This is a genomic window from Deltaproteobacteria bacterium (assembly GCA_016183235.1).
GTDB lineage: Bacteria > UBA10199 > UBA10199 > DSSB01 > JACPFA01 > JACPFA01.
The window spans coordinates 87,706-104,290 of the sequence record JACPFA010000014.1 but is presented as its reverse complement, the minus strand read 5'-3'; the positions used below and the strand labels follow the sequence as shown (position 1 = coordinate 104,290).

The window sequence follows — 16,585 nt, the reverse complement described above, 5'->3', positions numbered from 1 at the left end:
CATGAAATCATCACAAATTAGGGAATCTTTCCTACAATTTTTTGAAAAACGTGGGCATCGTGTGGTTAAAAGTTCTAGCCTCATTCCCCAAGACCCCACGTTATTTTTCACCAATGCGGGGATGGTGCAATTTAAACAAGTTTTTACCGGCGAAGAAAAATTGGAATTTATGCGAGCGGCCTCTTCGCAAAAGTGCATGCGGGTTTCGGGCAAACATAACGATTTAGAAAATGTTGGGTACACGGTTCGGCATCATACCTTTTTTGAAATGTTAGGGAATTTTTCATTTGGGGATTATTTCAAAAAAGAGGCGATTATTTACGCATGGGAATTTTTAACCACCGACATGAAAATCCCCAAAGACCGATTGTGGGTCACGGTATTTCGCGAAGATGATGAGGCCCATGATTTGTGGGTGCAACATACCGATATAAAACCAGACCTAATTTTTCGTTTTGATGAAAAAGATAATTTTTGGAGTATGGGTGAAGTGGGCCCTTGTGGGCCATGCTCCGAGATTTATTATGATCATGGCCAAGAATATAGTTGTGGCAAAAAAGATTGTAAGGTGGGCTGTGATTGTGGCCGCTACATGGAGATTTGGAATTTAGTCTTCATGCAATTCGATCGCAAAAGCGATGGGCGTTTAGAAAATTTGCCCAAACCCAGTGTGGATACAGGCATGGGTTTAGAGCGACTGGCCTGTGTGGTGCAAGGCAAACATTCTAATTACGACAGCGATCTTTTTACCGATCTTTTTCGCGCCATCGAAAAAATCAGTGGGGGCCATTATGGCAAGAATGCCGAAACCGATGTAGCCATGCGGGTGATTGCCGATCATTTGCGCGCCTGCACTTTTTTAATTGGAGAAGGGCTGCAGCCCGCTAATGATGGCCGAGGCTACGTTTTACGCCGTATTTTGCGGCGGGCCATTCGTTATGGAAAAAAGTTGGGCTTAAACCAGCCCTTCCTGCATCAACTGGTGCCGGCGGTTGTAGAAAAGATGGGCAAAGTTTATTCTGAATTAGCTCAGAATCAAAAATTTATTGTTGAAGTAATACGTGGTGAAGAACAACGCTTTTTTACTACCTTAGAAAAGGGGCTCGGGTTTTTACAAACCGCATTGGCCGATGTCAAAAAACGTGGGGCTAAAATTTTATCAGGCGAAATTGCCTTTGCTCTCTACGACACCTATGGTTTTCCTCTCGACTTAACCGAGCTTATTGCCACCGAAAATGGTTTGGCCGTTGATGAGGCGGGTTTCACGAAGGCCATGGGTGCGCAAAAGCAAAAGGCGCGGGCCAGTTGGAAGGGGTCAGGGGAAATAAAGTTAGAAGAGGTTTACCTGCAATTGGCAAACCTTGGCGTAAAAAGTAAATTTTTAGGGTATGAGACCTTACAGTCTAAAGGGAAGATTTTGGGTATTATAAAAGAGGGTGCTTTAGTTCAAGCCGCCACAACCGGAGATGAGATTGAAGTGCTCACCGATCAAACTCCCTTTTATGCAGAATCCGGTGGTCAAGTGGGCGATCAAGGTAAGCTTGAAGCCTCTTACGTGCTTGCCCAAATTACCGATACTCAAGCTCCTAAAGAGGGGCTAATTTGTCATCATGTGAAAATCAAACAGGGATCCCTTAAAGTTGGGCAAGAAGTTCAACTCGTGGTGAATGCAGCCGACCGAATAAAGACCATGAACAATCATACAGCCACACATTTGTTGCATGCTGCTTTACGAAAAATTTTAGGTGAACATGTAAAACAAGCAGGGTCGTTGGTGGCGCCCGATCGCTTGCGGTTTGATTTCAGCCATTTTGCAGCATTGACGGCGGTTGAACTAACGGCGGTTGAAGATTTGGTGAACGAAAAAATTCGGCAAAATATCGATGTTCAAAAAAATTGCCAGTCTTATGCAGAAGCCATTGCGGCAGGGGCCATGGCATTATTTGGCGAAAAATATGGCGACCAAGTTAGGGTTTTGAAAATCGCCGATTTTTCAACCGAGCTTTGTGGTGGCACCCATGTGAGTCGTACCGGTGATATTGGATGTTTTAAAATCATTGAAGAAACTTCGGTGGCAGCTGGGGTGCGGCGTATCGAAGCCCTCACCGGCGGGGCTGTCATTGAATATCTGCGAGATTTTGAACAACAATGGTCAGATATTGCCAAAGAATTAAAAGTAGGGCGGGTCGAGGCCCTGGCTAAGGTTCAAAAAATGGCAACCCAACTTAAAAAATTAGAAAGAGAAGTCGTTAATTTAAAAAGTCAAGCGGTCCATGGTTCAGCGAGCGATCCCATGACCGAAGTTAAAGAAGTTGGTGGGGTGCGCTATTTAGCCATTCGCCGCGATATCGATGATGTGCAGGCCTTGCGAAAATTTTCTGATCAATTAAAAAACAAATTGGGGTCAGGCATTACCGTGTTGGGTTCGGCCAGTGGCGCCAAGGCCACCTTGATTGTAACCGTTTCTAAAGATTTAATCAGTCGTTTTAATGCCGTTGAACTTTGCCGAGCGCTAGCCGCTAAAATGGGTGGCTCGGGTGGAGGCAAACCCGATCGTGCCCAAGCCGGCGGCCAAGCCGATGGCTTAGAGGCGAGCCTAGCTCATGTGCCTCAGTTATTGAATCCGTAATGGGGGCGGGGGATCCAGTTCAAAATAACCTGTGCCAGCAGTTCTCCCTTATCTTCTTGTAGAAAATGACCCGCTTGTTGGATGGTGACGTGGTTTTGGTTGCGTGCCCCGGGTATGCGCGACTGAAAGATTTTTTCAATGCCGCGTGTGATGAGGTCACTGTCACTGAACGCTGTCAAAAAGGGTTTGTTCCAATGCGAGAAAATTTCTTTCCACACTTTGCGATTTTCTTTTAATTGAGTGGGCACGAGGCTGGGCATTCTCCGTATCCCTACCTTGTAGCTTTCATCCGGAAATGGTGCCTCGTAGGCGGCTAGCACTTTGGATGGAAGTGTGCGGACCGTGCCTTTTTGAATAATATCTCCTACGGGGAAATCTTCACTGGTTTTCGAATAGGCGACCCAGCGAATAAACGGTCGTAAGGAATAACGTGTGGCATGTTTGCCGATTTCATCAAGGGAGACCTTGCCCTGAAGCCTTACCATCATGCGAAGTAAAACAGGGTTAATTCGTGCCATGATCGTGTTGGCATCGGGCAGGCTGGTGTTAGCCACAATAATTCGTGCAAAGCGATTGGGTTCATTGGCCACAACGCGAAGGCCAATCAAGCCTCCCCAATCTTGGCAAAAAAGCGTGATATTAAAAAGGTCGAGTTTTCGCACAAATTCGGTAAACACGGCAACTTGGTGGGCATAAGAGTAATCTTGTTCTTGGGCGAATTTATCGGAACGTCCAAACCCTACGAGATCGGGGGCAATGACACGCAGCCCTGCTTTTGCAAGAATGGGGATCATGCTGCGATAGAGATAGCTCCAAGTGGGCTCTCCGTGCATTAACAAGATAGGTGCTGCGTTGCACGGCCCTTCCTCTACATAATGGATGCGCAAACCATCACATTCAAGATAATGGGGTGTAAAAGGATAACCTGGCAAGTTTTCAAAACAACGATCAGGTGTTCTTAATATTTTGCGGTTTTGATTTTTCAATCATTCCTACCCTTAGATATTTCCGATGAAGGTCATCGATGGGAATATTACCCTTATCTCTGATCATGATCTCTGATCATGATCAAGATGTCATATTTGAGCCTTTAGCGCTTCGATCTCTCTCTGTAACCGTTCAGCGGTTTTATGACCATTTGCTTTAATTGCGTCATAGTAAGCTTCTTGAAGCCGCTCTAATTTGCCCCCTGTTTTGTTATGGGTTGAGGGATTGCCTGTTCCTTCCTTAACGGGTGCAGGTGCAGTTTCGATGGCATCTTGCCGGCTGAGAGCCTCGAGTCTTTGCCTGATGGATTCTAGTTCATCTTTTATGGGTTGAATCTCATCTTCAAAAATGGCTAATGGGCCTTCTTCAGCCGGGTGTGTTTCCCAAAGTTTTTCCATTTTAGCCCCTGCTGCGTGTAAACGTCGTGCTAATTCTTCCCTTGTTGCCTCTAATCGTTCTTTCATCTTTTTTCGGAGAGCTTGTGGATCGTCGTGAGGGGTAGGGCTTTTTTTGTCATGTCCATGCACTGCATAAGCGCTCTGGGCATATAATTCTTCGAGTGCTTGATCGATAGCATCGATTCTAAGTTTGAGTCTATTAGCGGTGTCTTCATCGCCGTTCGCAGCAAAATCGTCACTGTCATCGAGCAATCGCCTTTTTTCTTCTTTTAATTGTTCGATTTTTCTGTCGGTCTCAGCGATTGTTTGCGCGGTGTCTCCTCGACCTCCTATTCCGTCAGGCGTGACAATGCTAATCAGTGAAATTCCAGGACGTAAAAGAGGAATGCTCGTGGTTGTAGCCACGAGAGGGGTGGGGCCCACTCCAACAAGTTCTGCCAAGGGAGGAGGCATGAAAGAGCCTGGAATTTTAAACTTTAAGGGTAACGCTATACTTGCCACAGCAAAGGCAGGGGCAGCAATCCCTAAAGCCCCTTCGGTTAAGCGTTGAATGTATTCTTGATGGGACATTTCCCCTCGATGAGAGACGGCATAGGCTACCTCTCCACGGCCACCTTCATAAGATGTGCGGGAATACCAAATTGCTTCTCCCATCTGATATAAGAAGTGTCCTAGTGTGGCAAGAGGTCTTTCCGGATGTCTGGTCCCATACTCGGTCGCATTTTTTAAACTGTCAATCAAGCCTTTGACCATGATCTGAAGCCCATAAGATAGGATCTCTGGGGCATCAACGAGATAAGAAATTTTTTTAGGGCCAGGATCCTTATTGAAAAGCGCAACAGATGTCCACCGTAACACAGTGCCTATTTTTTGCCTTTGTTCAGCCCCCCCAGCTTCGTTTGCCTGTTCAAACCCTTTATTTAGAAAGGGGGTTATGGCTTGTGTTCTTTTACGAAAATAGTCTTGCTCTATGCCTGTTTCAGGGTGAAAGTGACAAAGCCACTCTAGTTCCCGCAGTGCTTTATGATAACCATGGGGGTCTGTTATGGCATCATCAAACATGACTCTTTGGTATTTTCCCAAGTCATTACATATAGTTGTTGGATCTGCTGTTGAAGATACACAAGTACGGGTTTGTGAGTTACAAAGATAAAGGGCCATAATTTTCAGTATTTTCCATAAAGTAGTACTTATCGTATTTAATTATATTAAGTTTACAATTATTTACATATTCAATGTATATTTATCATAAAAAAGGCAGTTGAAATTGCCTGTTTGTCATTACGAGCTTATTACGAGCTTAAGCGGGTCCTTCGGCTAAAGCCTCAGGACGACCTTCGGTCGGATTGCTTCGCCCTACTGGTGCAGGGTTCGCAACCGTGCGTTATTTCAGAAGAATCCGAAGAAACATACCGTCAACTGCCGTTTTTAGGTTCATAGCTCATTGCCTTTTTTTTAAGAGTAGAATTTCTAATAGAACGAGGTTGATCATCCCTAAAATAAGCAAGCCTTGTGTCGAAGAAGTGGGAGACTCTTTGAGGTTGAGGCTACAAGAGCCAGAGCCACCTGTGTTTTGATCTTCTTGCAATGGTGGGATCGGCTCTGGTGGTGCAATTTCGACATTGGGGTCGTTGATACCAGAAGCAGGATAAACGCTTGCTGCAGGGGATGTTGGAACGGGTGGAGTTGGGTTTGGAAAAGGTGGAGGTTTAGGAGAAGGTGACGGTTCCGGTGAGGGTTGATCTTCTCTTTGAGGCACAATGAAACTTGGTTGCAGAGGGGCCTGGTTCCATCCTTTATGCGGCACCACTGCATCTTGTGGAAGGGAAGGGTCAATCGCACCTAACCAAGGGGGTTGTTGTTGTGGGATGATGGGCAAACGATAGATTCCGCAGTAAAGGGTGCTTACGTAAAGGCTTTGGTTTGCAATGGCAAGCGAAGTAGTCTGACATTCGAGGCCTGGGTGAGTGGCAAGAGGTAGCCATGGGTTTCGATCATCAGAAAGATCTTTTTGATAAATTCCATAAAAAGTTAAGGCATAAAGGGTATTTTCGGAAAATAAAAGACGACGAACGAACAGGGTTACCCCTCCTTGAAAGTTTGGCAAATCTTCTACAGCGCTCCAAGCTCCCGCCTCACCATTTTGTGAAAAATCTTTTTGCAAGATTTTTCCATCTGAGGTTCCCACATAAAGGGTTTGAGGAGAAGCAGCAAAAGTGAGCACCCCTTGATCTTCTTGGTTTGCTGGATTGAAATCATTTGGTGGCATTTGGTGTTGTTGCCAAGGGCTTTGTGGGTTGTTTAAGTTTTTCTCAAAAATACCACGATCCGTTCCTGCATAGAGGCGGCCGTGAAAAACAATAAGGGCATTGATGATTCCTAAAGTGCTGGGATTTGCTGGAGTATCGACTCGTCTCCACTGCTCATAGGGGTGGTTGAGAGGGAGGTTTAGGTTTTTAGCAAAGACACCATCATTGAAGGTACCTATATAGAGAACAGAGTCGCTATAAGTAAGGGAACGAATGCTAGAGCGAAATGGTATGTTTGAGGTGGGGAAGGCGCGCCAAGGCCCTTGGCCAATCTTTTGAAACATGGTTCCGTCGACTCCTCCAGCGAATAGGCCATGCGATGGCACATCGAGCAATGTATGAATATAATGACTTTGAACCCCTCGATTTTTGGCAGTCCATCCTGCGGGTGGATCATTCAGGTCAAACATGTAAATACCGGACGTTGTTCCTGCATAGAGCTTGTTCCACAAAACTATTAAGGTATTCGTTTGATCGAGAACGCGATTCGACGAGATTAGCTCCCACTGGCCTTGGGCATTGCGAAGATCCTTTTTGAAAATTGCCGAACCGTTGGCGACAAAAAGTAGCTGATGATCGAAAGTAAAGGCGTCACAGGATCGATCAAAAACCCTTTCTAGTGGGCTTAGAAGATCCTGATTATTTAAGTCCTTGCGGTACAACCCATTCGAGGCACAGATGTAAAGTTGACGATTTTTAAGGTGTAACTTGAACCCAACAATATGGGCGTTATACGGTTGCACTTCACCAGGTGCAGCCCTTACTTCCACCCAAGGGCTTGAGTCGTGGACATTTTTTCTAAAAATCCCCTGCTGATGTGTGGCAAGGTAGAGAAAGGGTTTTGCATAAATTAACCTCTGTGCGTCGAGTGCTGCGGGTAGCCCCTGTAAAGAAAGCGGCTGCCAAGGGTCTTGTAGGTAGCCTGTACTTCGTTGGAAGATTCCATCATTCTTAATCACGTAGATCTTACGATTGGAGTGAGTGACGGCGTAGACCTCACCCCCTAAGGTTTCCTGAGCAAGGGACACCCAATCACTCTGCTGCTGACGCAATGTTTTTTTGAACAGACCCGAACTTGTCCCAACATAAACCACACCTGTTTGCGCATCGATGTCGATCGAACGAATATTGCCTAACATGGGCTGACCAAGGCGTTGCCATTGATCGGGGTTGGTTTGCAGGTCGAGTTGATAAAGATAACCCCCTTCACCGGCCGCAAATAGGGTTTGCTGGCCATCATGGGTAAGGAATTTTATCTCTCCACCTTCGGGCCCATCAGGTGTCCAAGTCACCTGAGCCTCTGCGGTTGGGAAAGAAAACCCCAGTAAACCCAATAACAAAACCATGGTTCGTTTTATATTTTTATAGTTTCTTTTCATAAGTCATTTCCTTTTTGCCCCTTATTCTTTCTGTCCAAAAAGAAGAGCAAAAATCTCGCCAAAGTATGGCAACTTGAAAATTTTTTTAAAATATATAGTATTTTCAATAAGTTATAAGATTAAAAATCTGGTGATGAATCTTTCTCATAGCGGGCAGACAAACAAAAAATGACTCACTTTGATACAGGGGTGGGATCATGCGCTTAACACTATAGTGGGGGATTATTCGATCAATCCGGCTGCGCGAAGGGCTGATTGATAGTTTAGCTCGGCTTGCTGGCGAAACTTCTCAGAGTCAGCACGGGTGATGGTCATAAGGCGTCTGGGCGATATGACTCCTACTTGTACGGCACTCAACCCAAATTCACCGGCTTCGACCTTGCCGTTAAGGTTTTTATCGTGGATGGATGCGATGATGAATGGAAGATCTTTGGGGCCAGGAACGATGGTTTGAAATTCAAGAGAGGCGCTCTTGTGTTGGACGGGGGTGAGTTCGGCATTTTCAGAGGAGAGTTCAACACTACTCCATTGGTAAAATCGATAATGTAACCCTAATGGGAACCCCGAAATCTTTTCAAGCAATTCTCGTTCTCGAGGAATGTTATTAGAGTTGCTACTACCAGTGAAAGGTGGAAAGTGGCAGTTGATCTCACGTGTCTCAAAAGTAAGAGGGGTGGGTGCATAATCGTTTTTTTTCTCGCATGATTCTTTCCACCGAAGTGATTCTATATTCCCGCTACGAAGCAGCCCTTGTATCTTCTTTGATATCGTCACCATAACTTTCCTCCATCAATATTTTTAAGTTTCATTTTCACGGCCCATCTCTTTCCTTCTTCCTTCCCGAAAGGAAAGCAAATACCTTGCCAGAGTGTGGTGGTTTCAAAATATTTTTTTAAATAGATAGTATTTTCAGGAAGTTAACCAATACAAGATCAGACAGACAAAGTTTCTTCGCAGCAGGCAGGCAAGCAAAAAATGACTCACTTTGATACAAAAGTGGAGCCTTTGATCGCTGAGTTTCCATTTTTTTGATTCAAATTATGTTCAGTTTTGATACAATCGTTAATAGATGATTAAAACTCAGCTTATAGCTAATCGCTATGAAATAATTAGGGAATTAGGCAAAGGTGCAGGAGGAGAGGTTTGGCTTGCCAAAGACTGTTCTAAAAAATCACTAGTAGTGGCCTTGAAGATCCTTACTTTACCCGCCATGGATTCGGCCAAGTTTCGGGCCTTTCAGCAAGAATGCCGCTTGCTCCAAGGGCTCGACCATCCTCATGTGGCTCGTCTGTATGATTATGGCCAGGATGGCGACCGTCTCTACTATAGTTCTGAGTATGTCGAAGGCTCCGATATCGTCAGTGAAGCCAAGGTGCGCGATTGGAACGCTGTATTTAGGCTCATCGTTCAGGCAGCATGGGCCTTGCAGTATTTACACGATCAACATGTCATCCATCGCGACCTTAAAACCCACAATATCTTGGTGGGGAAGATTCACCGTGAAAACGAAGCGGATGAAAAGAATCGTTTACAGTTAAAGGTCATCGATTTTGGTTTGGCTACCCTGTTGTCAACACAGGCGCTTGGTTCGACCCCCGTGGGGAGCCTTGACACCATGGCCCCTGAAATTTTGCAAGGCAAGGCCTATGATCATCGGGCCGATCTTTATTCCTTGGGCGTGGTTTTTTACGAAATGGCCTTGGGTAAGCTTCCAGCCGAGCAACAGGGGCGCTTTGCTGACTATTTGGAAAAACTGACTTTCGAAAAAATCGATCTTGAGCCCTTACGGCAAGGGGACACCCCCCGCGGGGTGGTGGAAATCATTGCCCGATTGGTGCAAAAAGATCCTTCGCAACGCCTAACCCAGGCAAGTGACATCATTCGTATCCTCAATGAATATGAGAAAGAGACATTTCCCCTTGTATGGGCGCCGCCTTCTTCTCCCCAGACAACGACCCACAAAAAACAAAAATCCTATCCCGTCTCCTTGTCTAGCACCGAGGCACTGCAAGAGCTGCAACGATTGGCGCGTTCGGGCGACAAGACCGGGGCTTGGGCATTTGCCGAGCCTTATCTCCAACAAATCCATGCCTGGAAAAACAAGCAAGAGGTGGAAGACTTTTTTGCAAGTGCGATTCATGGTTTGATTGAACAAGGTCGATTTGTTGAAGCTCAAAACTGCCTCCGGCAAATGCAGAACCATCCTTTATTGGTTGGAAAACCTTCTTTAGAAAGTGAACTGATGCGCGTGGACTTAGCCTGTCACCAAGGACATTTGGCTTTAACAGAAGAGATTCTTGCCAAGATACCTTCTGGTTGGTTTGAAGAGGCCCCTTTTGAAAAACGAACCCGTTATGAGCACTTTTCTGCTTTAGTAGCACAAGCGAAAAAGGATTTTTCAAAGGCCGTTCAACACTATGCCGCGGCTGCCAAGTGGGCAGCGAAAGCAGAAAGAAAAGATAACGAGGCAAGTCTGTTGGCCAATGCGGGAACGTTGCAATTTGATCAAGGCAACTGGCAAGAAGCCTACCAGCTTTTTCAACAGGCCTTAACTCTTGCCCGCGAACTCGATCACAAAACACTTGTGGCGACCCTTACCAATAATTTGGGTAATATTTACCTCTATTTTGGTCGGTGGAGCGAGGCCGAGCAGGCCTTTTCTGAATCGTTGCAGCTTGCCCAACGGGAAGACCTAAAACCCTTGCAGGCCTACAACCTTTATCTACTTTCAGTGAGTGAAGAGGGAAAGGGCAATTGGGAGCAGGTAAAACGCTATCTTGATCAGGCCTTAGCCTACGCCATGAGTCTCCAAGATGCCCAGCCTATCTTACAGGCTCTATTGGCACGAGGCTATTTTGAATTGCACCAATGTGACTTTAATACCTGCCATAAGACTTTGGCCGAGCTTCGCTTTCGCGCTACCACGGCATCACAACGGCATTATTTACTCCAAGCCGATTGGTTAGAGGCAAAGCTACGTACAGCTCAAGGTCGAGTCGAAGATTCCCAAATTGATCAATGGCTTCAGGAGGTGAAGGAGGATGCCAATCAGCGAGGCATGCACATCTCCCTTTGGCAGATGTATGTGGATAGTGCGGAGTTGGCTTTTGCCCGCGGCAATTGGCAAGCGGCTCAGCACGATTATGAAACGGCCTTAAAGATTTTAAACAAACTTTCATTAAAGGTGCCAGGTGAATTTCGAGAGAGTTTTTTTAGAGATCGCAAAAAAGAAAAAGTGAAGGCAGCCCTTCGCAAGTTTGAAGTAGAACCCAAGCCCATTGAGGAGGAGCCTATGGAATTTCCTTTTCAAAAATGGATTCAGATTAATCGTCGGTTGTTGGTGCGGCAAGGCCTAGACCCGCTTTTAGCCGAGATCCTTGATGCAGCGATTGAACTCACCGATGCTGAACGTGGTTTTGTGATTCATTCGGAAAGGCAAGCCTTCGAGGTGCGGGCGGCTCGTAATCTCGACCGCGAGACCCTGCAAAAAGAAGAAGAAAAATTTAGTTATACGATTGCTCAGGAGGTGATGCACAAGGGTGCTCCGGTGGTGGTCTTTGATGCCCAACAAGACGAACGCTTTTCATTGGCACAATCGGTTTTGACTTTAAAACTGCGTTCGGTGCTTTGTGTGCCTTTGCAATCGGGTTCACGAACGGTAGGCCTTATTTATCTCGACAATCGTTTTCGAGAAGGGGTGTTTGAAAAACAACACCTTTCGCTTATCGAAGCCTTGGCTGATCAGGCAACGCTTGCCCTTGAGCATGCCCGTTTGCACCAAGAAAATGCCGAAAAGATCGAAGAACTCAAAAAATCAAAGACGTTGATTGAAACACTGAACAGTCGTTTGCAAAAAGATTTGGGAGAGACCTCAGCTAATTTAGAGGCTATGAAGGAGAACCTCAAACGCCAGAACGAAGAGATAGCACTGTGCTATACTTACGACAAAATCATTGGCGAAAGTGCGGCCATCAAGAACGTCTTGAAGACCATCGATCGCATGATGGATTCGGATATTAATGTTTTTCTTCACGGTGAAACCGGCACCGGCAAAGAATTGTTGGCCCAAGCCATTCATTATCATGGGCCGCGTAAGCACGGGCCTTTTATTGCCGAAAATTGCACAGCACTTTCTGAAACGCTATTAGAGAGCGAGCTGTTCGGTCACACCAAAGGGTCGTTTACGGGTGCCCACACAGACAAAATCGGTCTTTTTGAGATGGCTCATGGTGGAACGCTTTTTTTAGATGAGGTGGGTGATATGGGGCTTTCCATGCAGGCAAAGCTATTAAGGGTGATTCAAGAAGGCGAGGTGCGTCCCGTTGGTGCAAAGGACTATCGCAAGGTAGAGGTTCGGTTGATCTCGGCCTCCAATAAAGATTTGAAAGAATTGATGGCCCAGGGCAAATTTCGGCAAGACCTCTACTATCGAATCAAGGGGATCCAGATCAACCTGCCGTCCCTTCGTGAACGCCGGGAGGATATTCCCTTGCTCATCGGTTATTTTCTTGCCGAAGAGGCTAAAAAAGCCAAGGCTAAGAAAGTGAAAATTTCAAAAGAGGCGTTGAAGATTCTTATGGATTATGACTGGCCTGGCAATATTCGTGAACTTCAAAATGAAATCCATCGGGCTATTGCTATGGGGGCTTCGAAGATTTCGGTCGACCTGCTTTCCTCCCACCTTCGCGAGGTGCGACATGAAACGCTTTCTAAAAAAGGCTTAGATGGTCTGATTGCCGAGCTTGAAAGACAAACCATCCTCGATGCCATGAAGAAATCACGAGGCAATAAAGTTCGCGCCGCAAAGCTATTGAAGATTGGTCGGCGTACATTATATACTAAGTTGAGTCTTTATGGGATTGATGCTGAAAGTTGAAATACGATGAAACCCCTTTTTTTATTGAGCGTTTGGGTCGTGATTGCAAGTATCTTTTCTTGTGGTCCGCAAGAACCCACAGGTCCAACGCAGGGTACGGGCGTGGGATTGGGGGGAGGGCCAACGATCATAGAAGGCCCCGGGCCAGCTGATCCTGGTGAGGGCGATCCTAACCAGGGTGGTCTGAAGCTTATGGGGCCAGGGCAGGGTGGTGCATTAGGCCCTGATGAGCGTCCCATGATCGGGGCCGGGGTGGACCCTACCTGCCAACTGGGTGCAGTGATAGTTGTAGATCCCGAGACAGGCAAGAAGAAATGTCAATGTGTTCCAGGTACGGTTCGACATGAAGATACAGCGGGGATTTCTGTTTGTGTGTGTCCTTTGGGTGATCTGGTGAGGGAAAATCCTCGAACGGGTGAACTTTTACCTTGTCGAGAGGAAATCGTTGCCGAAACGAACCCAACGGTTGATCCAGAACGTACCGCCATACCTGTTGCGGGGCCAAGCGAGGAGGGGGCAGATCCCGATGCTCTCCCATTTGCGTGTCGAACCATTTTGTATATTGACGAACGCCTAGGAAGCAAGCCAGTCACCTGCTGTAGTGCTGAGGAGTGTCGCCGGCTTGAGAATGAGCCCCAAAGGCGACGGGTCTTGCAACAGGCCCAAGAAAAGTTATTTGAGTATCCTTGGTGGCAAGTTCGAGAAAAGGAACGTTCCCCCCTATCCCGATAATGATTTTTTCATCCTATTTCTATCCGTGGCTGGCCGTTAATTTCAAATACATTTGGGCTTTTTCGTAGTGGGGGTATTCTTTCGAAATCTTTTTCCATTCTTCGATGGCCTCTTTATGTTTTCCGGTGGCATAAAGGGTCACGCCTCGTTCGATACGAGCCGATAAAAATTTAGCATTTTCTTTTACGATGTTACTCAGTTCTTTTAAAGCTTGGGTATAATTGCCAGAGTCGCGCAAACAAATAGCATGCTTAAGCCGAATGTCGTAAAAATGGGGGGCAAGCTTCAATGCCTTGTTGTATTCTTCAATGGCTTCTTGGTAAAACCCGATCCCCTTATACATATCTCCCACCATATTATGTTGATTAGCCAGTTTGTCCCGCACATTAGGGTCCATCTTGCCTTTGCCACCAGCCTTGCTTTTAGCCTTCACCTTTTCAAACAAGACCCGTGATTTTTTATATTGACCCAGGTCATTATAAAGCACGGCCAAATTCATCATGGCTTCGGTGTATTTGGGATTAATATGCAGGGCTTTTTCAAATTGATGGATGGCGTCGCTAAATTGACCATGGTTGTGGGCAATGACCCCTAGCATGTTGTGAACATCAGCAAAGCCATTTTCTTTTTCCACCAATTTTTGCAAGATGGGTAATGCCAATTCATACTCTTGGTTAACAAAATATTGTTTCCCTTCTTGAAAGAGTTTGCGGCTTTCATCCATGGTGGTCTCCTAATAATTTTTTGCTAAGTTTTTTGGCAAACCGACTGCTGGGATATTTTTCTAGAAAAGAAGTTGCTAATTCGCGGGCTGCGTCCATGCGATCTAATTTAGCATAGGCCATCGCAATGTGATAGTGAGCATCTTTGGCAATGGGTAGGTCGTGAAATTCTTCCATGATAATGCGAAAACGTGGGATGGAAGCTCGAAATTCGCCGGTGCGATAATAAAAGTAACCTACATAAAAATGCTTTTTGGCCTCGCGGTTGCGCATTTGATTGTATTTGGCTGATGCCATGTAGGCATAAGAGCTTTGCGGAAAATACTCTACCACCTTGTGAAAACTATCGGTGGCATCTTTGATATAGGTTTGATCGCGGTCAATGGCCTTAGGCATTTCTTTTTCATAACAAAGGCCCATGCGGTAATAAGCATAGTCTAATTTTTCGCTAGCAGGATTCGTTTGAGCAAAAACTTTATAGCTTTCTGCGGCCAACAAGTATTCTTTTTTTCGATAGTAGTTGTCGCCAATATTGAGTTCAGCTTCTTGAGAATAAGTGGAGTTAGGGAATTGGCTTTTATAAATTTGCAAACACTCCACCGCTTCTTCAAAATGCTTCTTTTCGCTTAAGCGCAGACATTTTTTCAAAGCTTGTGCCTCGCTATCACGCTCATTAATACGAGCCAACTTTTTTTGCACGCATCCCGTGCCAAGCAAGATGATAAAAAACAACATCAAGGTTCTTCGAAAAATCATGAGGCAGATACTATGAAAGTCCTCACCTCTCTGGCAAGCTTAAAATAACGATGTCATTCAGAGCCCAGCAGGGCTCTATGTCATTGCGAGCGGTGTCATCCCCGCGGAGGCGGGGATCCATGATGGAAAAGCAATCTTCTTTTTTATTCTTCAATTCATTTACACATCGCTGCACCTAAAAAGCAAGGGATGCGACTTTGCAGTTGAGTTAGCTTTTTCGACCCGGCGCTCCATCGCCGACCCTCATGGGGCTGGCCGGCATGGAATCCTTCCGGTATAACCGGCTTTCCATACCGGCCAGCCCGCATGGGGGCCACGGCGCTTCCGCGATGGGTCGAAAAAGCTAACTCAACTGCAAAGTCGCATCCCTTGCTTTTTATATCTCTCAAATATTTGAGAAGAAGTCTTTTCAGGGTAGGGGGAGGTCAAGGGAGAGCCTTTCAGCGCATCTATGAAAAAGCCGGTCGGACTATGGCAGTTTCTGTCATTGCGAACCCAACAGGGTGAAGCAATCTCTTCTGCCTAAGCGATGGGATTGCCACGCTCGTTATCATGGGTCCCCGCCTTCGCGGGGATGACACCGCTCGCAATGACAGAAACTATCATAGGCCGACCGGGCGCGTGCTCTCCATTGGCCTCTCCCTACCTCAAAAAGACGTGGCTCTATTTACAAATAAAATTGAAAATACCTTTGTTTGATTTGGTATTGCCATAAGTGTATTTTTTGAGTAATTAGGCGGCATTATGAGGAAATATCTGATTTTCCTGTTGCTGTGTCTATGGAGTAGCGGCACGGTTCAAGCCGTGGGGTGGTTTACCCCTTCTTATCCAGGTTCTTTTTCAGACCTGATCAAACGGGTTCAACCCGCCGTTGTGAACATTAGCACGACCAAAACGGTTAAGTTACGCAGCCCCTTTGACGAATTTTTTCGGCAGCACTATGGTCTGCCCCCGCGCAACCGTCGGCAAAATAGTTTAGGTTCAGGTTTTATTATTGATAAAGACGGGCATATTTTAACCAACAATCATGTGGTGATGGGGGCCGATGAAATTATCGTGAATCTGTCTGATGGCAGAACGTTTCAGGCTAAAGTGATAGGGAAAGATTTGCGCACCGATATTGCCGTGATTAAAATTTCGGCCAAAGGTGATCTGCCTACCGTTCAACTGGGTGATTCCGATGTGGTGCAAGTAGGCGATTGGGTTTTAGCCATCGGCAATCCCTTTGGTTTAGGTCAAACCGTCACTGCCGGGATCATCAGCGCTAAGGGCAGGCATATTGGGGCTGGCCCCTACGATAATTTTATTCAAACCGATGCATCGATCAATCCTGGTAATTCAGGGGGGCCCTTGTTTAACCTCAGTGGTGAGGTGGTAGGGCTTAACACAGCGGTGGTGCAAAGTGGCCAAGGTATTGGCTTTGCCATCCCTATCAACCTGGTGAAGAATTTGGCGCCCCAGCTCATTAAGGGAGGAAAAGTCGATCGTGGTTATTTGGGAGTGAGTATTCAAGAAGTACCCTCAGATTTGGCCAATGTTTTGGGGATCGAAAATGGCCAAGGCGCCATGGTGGCCGATGTGGTGAAGGGTAGCCCTGCAGCCCTAGCCGGCATGGAACCTGGTGATATTGTAACAGAATATGATGGTCGTGCCCTCAATTCAGCAGGCGATTTGCCTCTTTGGGTCAGCGATACCCCGATTGGCAAGACGGTTGAAATCAAGTTTTTAAGGCGTCATGAGCACAAGGCGATTACGGTAAAAATTGGCAATCTTACCCAGGTGGGAGATATTTCGTAG

At 46.1% G+C, this 16,585-nt stretch carries 10 protein-coding genes; 4 read left to right on the top strand and 6 right to left on the bottom strand.

Annotated features, from left to right (window positions below):
• The first annotated feature begins 1 nt into the window (after position 1).
• Entirely contained in the window at positions 2-2,629 is a 2,628-nt protein-coding gene (alaS, locus tag HYU97_03175; protein ID MBI2335748.1) for an alanine--tRNA ligase, read from the top strand.
• On the opposite strand, the gene HYU97_03170 is transcribed toward alaS, so the two are convergent.
• From HYU97_03170 to HYU97_03155, 4 genes are all read right to left on the bottom strand, one after another.
• Positions 2,611-3,615, bottom strand: coding sequence for a haloalkane dehalogenase (locus HYU97_03170; GenBank protein ID MBI2335747.1), 1,005 nt, complete (start codon positions 3,613-3,615; stop codon positions 2,611-2,613). The two genes, alaS and HYU97_03170, sit on opposite strands and share 19 nt — an antisense overlap.
• 90 nt (positions 3,616-3,705) lie before the next feature.
• Entirely contained in the window at positions 3,706-4,668 is a 963-nt protein-coding gene (locus HYU97_03165; protein MBI2335746.1) for a hypothetical protein, read from the bottom strand.
• 787 nt (positions 4,669-5,455) lie between these two features.
• Positions 5,456-7,702, bottom strand: a complete 2,247-nt coding sequence (locus tag HYU97_03160; GenBank protein MBI2335745.1) for a hypothetical protein — start codon at positions 7,700-7,702, stop codon at positions 5,456-5,458.
• Between the two features lie 222 nt (positions 7,703-7,924).
• Positions 7,925-8,479 carry a hypothetical protein gene (locus HYU97_03155; protein ID MBI2335744.1) on the bottom strand — a complete coding sequence of 185 codons (555 nt, stop codon included), beginning with the start codon at positions 8,477-8,479 and terminating at the stop codon, positions 7,925-7,927.
• A 292-nt stretch (positions 8,480-8,771) separates the two neighbouring features.
• Here HYU97_03155 and HYU97_03150 point away from each other — a divergent pair, with 292 nt between their 5' ends.
• Together HYU97_03150 and HYU97_03145 are read left to right on the top strand one after the other, a co-directional pair.
• On the top strand, positions 8,772-12,578 hold the full coding sequence (locus HYU97_03150; GenBank protein MBI2335743.1) for a sigma 54-interacting transcriptional regulator: 3,807 nt from the start codon (positions 8,772-8,774) through the stop codon (positions 12,576-12,578).
• Positions 12,579-12,584: 6 nt separating this feature from the next.
• Complete coding sequence (locus tag HYU97_03145) at positions 12,585-13,310, top strand: hypothetical protein (protein ID MBI2335742.1); 726 nt, start codon at positions 12,585-12,587, stop codon at positions 13,308-13,310.
• Between the two features lie 19 nt (positions 13,311-13,329).
• On the opposite strand, the gene HYU97_03140 is transcribed toward HYU97_03145, so the two are convergent.
• Together HYU97_03140 and bamD are read right to left on the bottom strand one after the other, a co-directional pair.
• On the bottom strand, positions 13,330-14,034 hold the full coding sequence (locus HYU97_03140) for a tetratricopeptide repeat protein (protein ID MBI2335741.1): 705 nt from the start codon (positions 14,032-14,034) through the stop codon (positions 13,330-13,332).
• Positions 14,027-14,788 carry an outer membrane protein assembly factor BamD gene (bamD, locus tag HYU97_03135; GenBank protein MBI2335740.1) on the bottom strand — a complete coding sequence of 254 codons (762 nt, stop codon included), beginning with the start codon at positions 14,786-14,788 and terminating at the stop codon, positions 14,027-14,029. The genes HYU97_03140 and bamD overlap by 8 nt, the downstream gene beginning before the upstream one ends.
• Positions 14,789-15,532: 744 nt before the next feature.
• Here bamD and HYU97_03130 point away from each other — a divergent pair.
• On the top strand, positions 15,533-16,585 hold the full coding sequence (locus tag HYU97_03130; GenBank protein ID MBI2335739.1) for a Do family serine endopeptidase: 1,053 nt from the start codon (positions 15,533-15,535) through the stop codon (positions 16,583-16,585).

What these genes read in the sequence shown, in the direction of transcription:
- alaS (MBI2335748.1), top strand. Translation starts at nt 2, where the DNA reads ATGAAATCATCACAAATTAGGGAATCTTTCCTACAATTTTTTGAAAAA.
- HYU97_03165 (MBI2335746.1), bottom strand. Translation starts at nt 4,668, where the DNA reads ATGGGAGAAGCAATTTGGTATTCCCGCACATCTTATGAAGGTGGCCGT.
- HYU97_03160 (MBI2335745.1), bottom strand. Translation starts at nt 7,702, where the DNA reads ATGAAAAGAAACTATAAAAATATAAAACGAACCATGGTTTTGTTATTG.
- HYU97_03155 (MBI2335744.1), bottom strand. Translation starts at nt 8,479, where the DNA reads ATGGTGACGATATCAAAGAAGATACAAGGGCTGCTTCGTAGCGGGAAT.
- HYU97_03150 (MBI2335743.1), top strand. Translation starts at nt 8,772, where the DNA reads ATGATTAAAACTCAGCTTATAGCTAATCGCTATGAAATAATTAGGGAA.
- HYU97_03145 (MBI2335742.1), top strand. Translation starts at nt 12,585, where the DNA reads ATGAAACCCCTTTTTTTATTGAGCGTTTGGGTCGTGATTGCAAGTATC.
- HYU97_03140 (MBI2335741.1), bottom strand. Translation starts at nt 14,034, where the DNA reads ATGGATGAAAGCCGCAAACTCTTTCAAGAAGGGAAACAATATTTTGTT.
- bamD (MBI2335740.1), bottom strand. Translation starts at nt 14,788, where the DNA reads ATGATTTTTCGAAGAACCTTGATGTTGTTTTTTATCATCTTGCTTGGC.
- HYU97_03130 (MBI2335739.1), top strand. Translation starts at nt 15,533, where the DNA reads ATGAGGAAATATCTGATTTTCCTGTTGCTGTGTCTATGGAGTAGCGGC.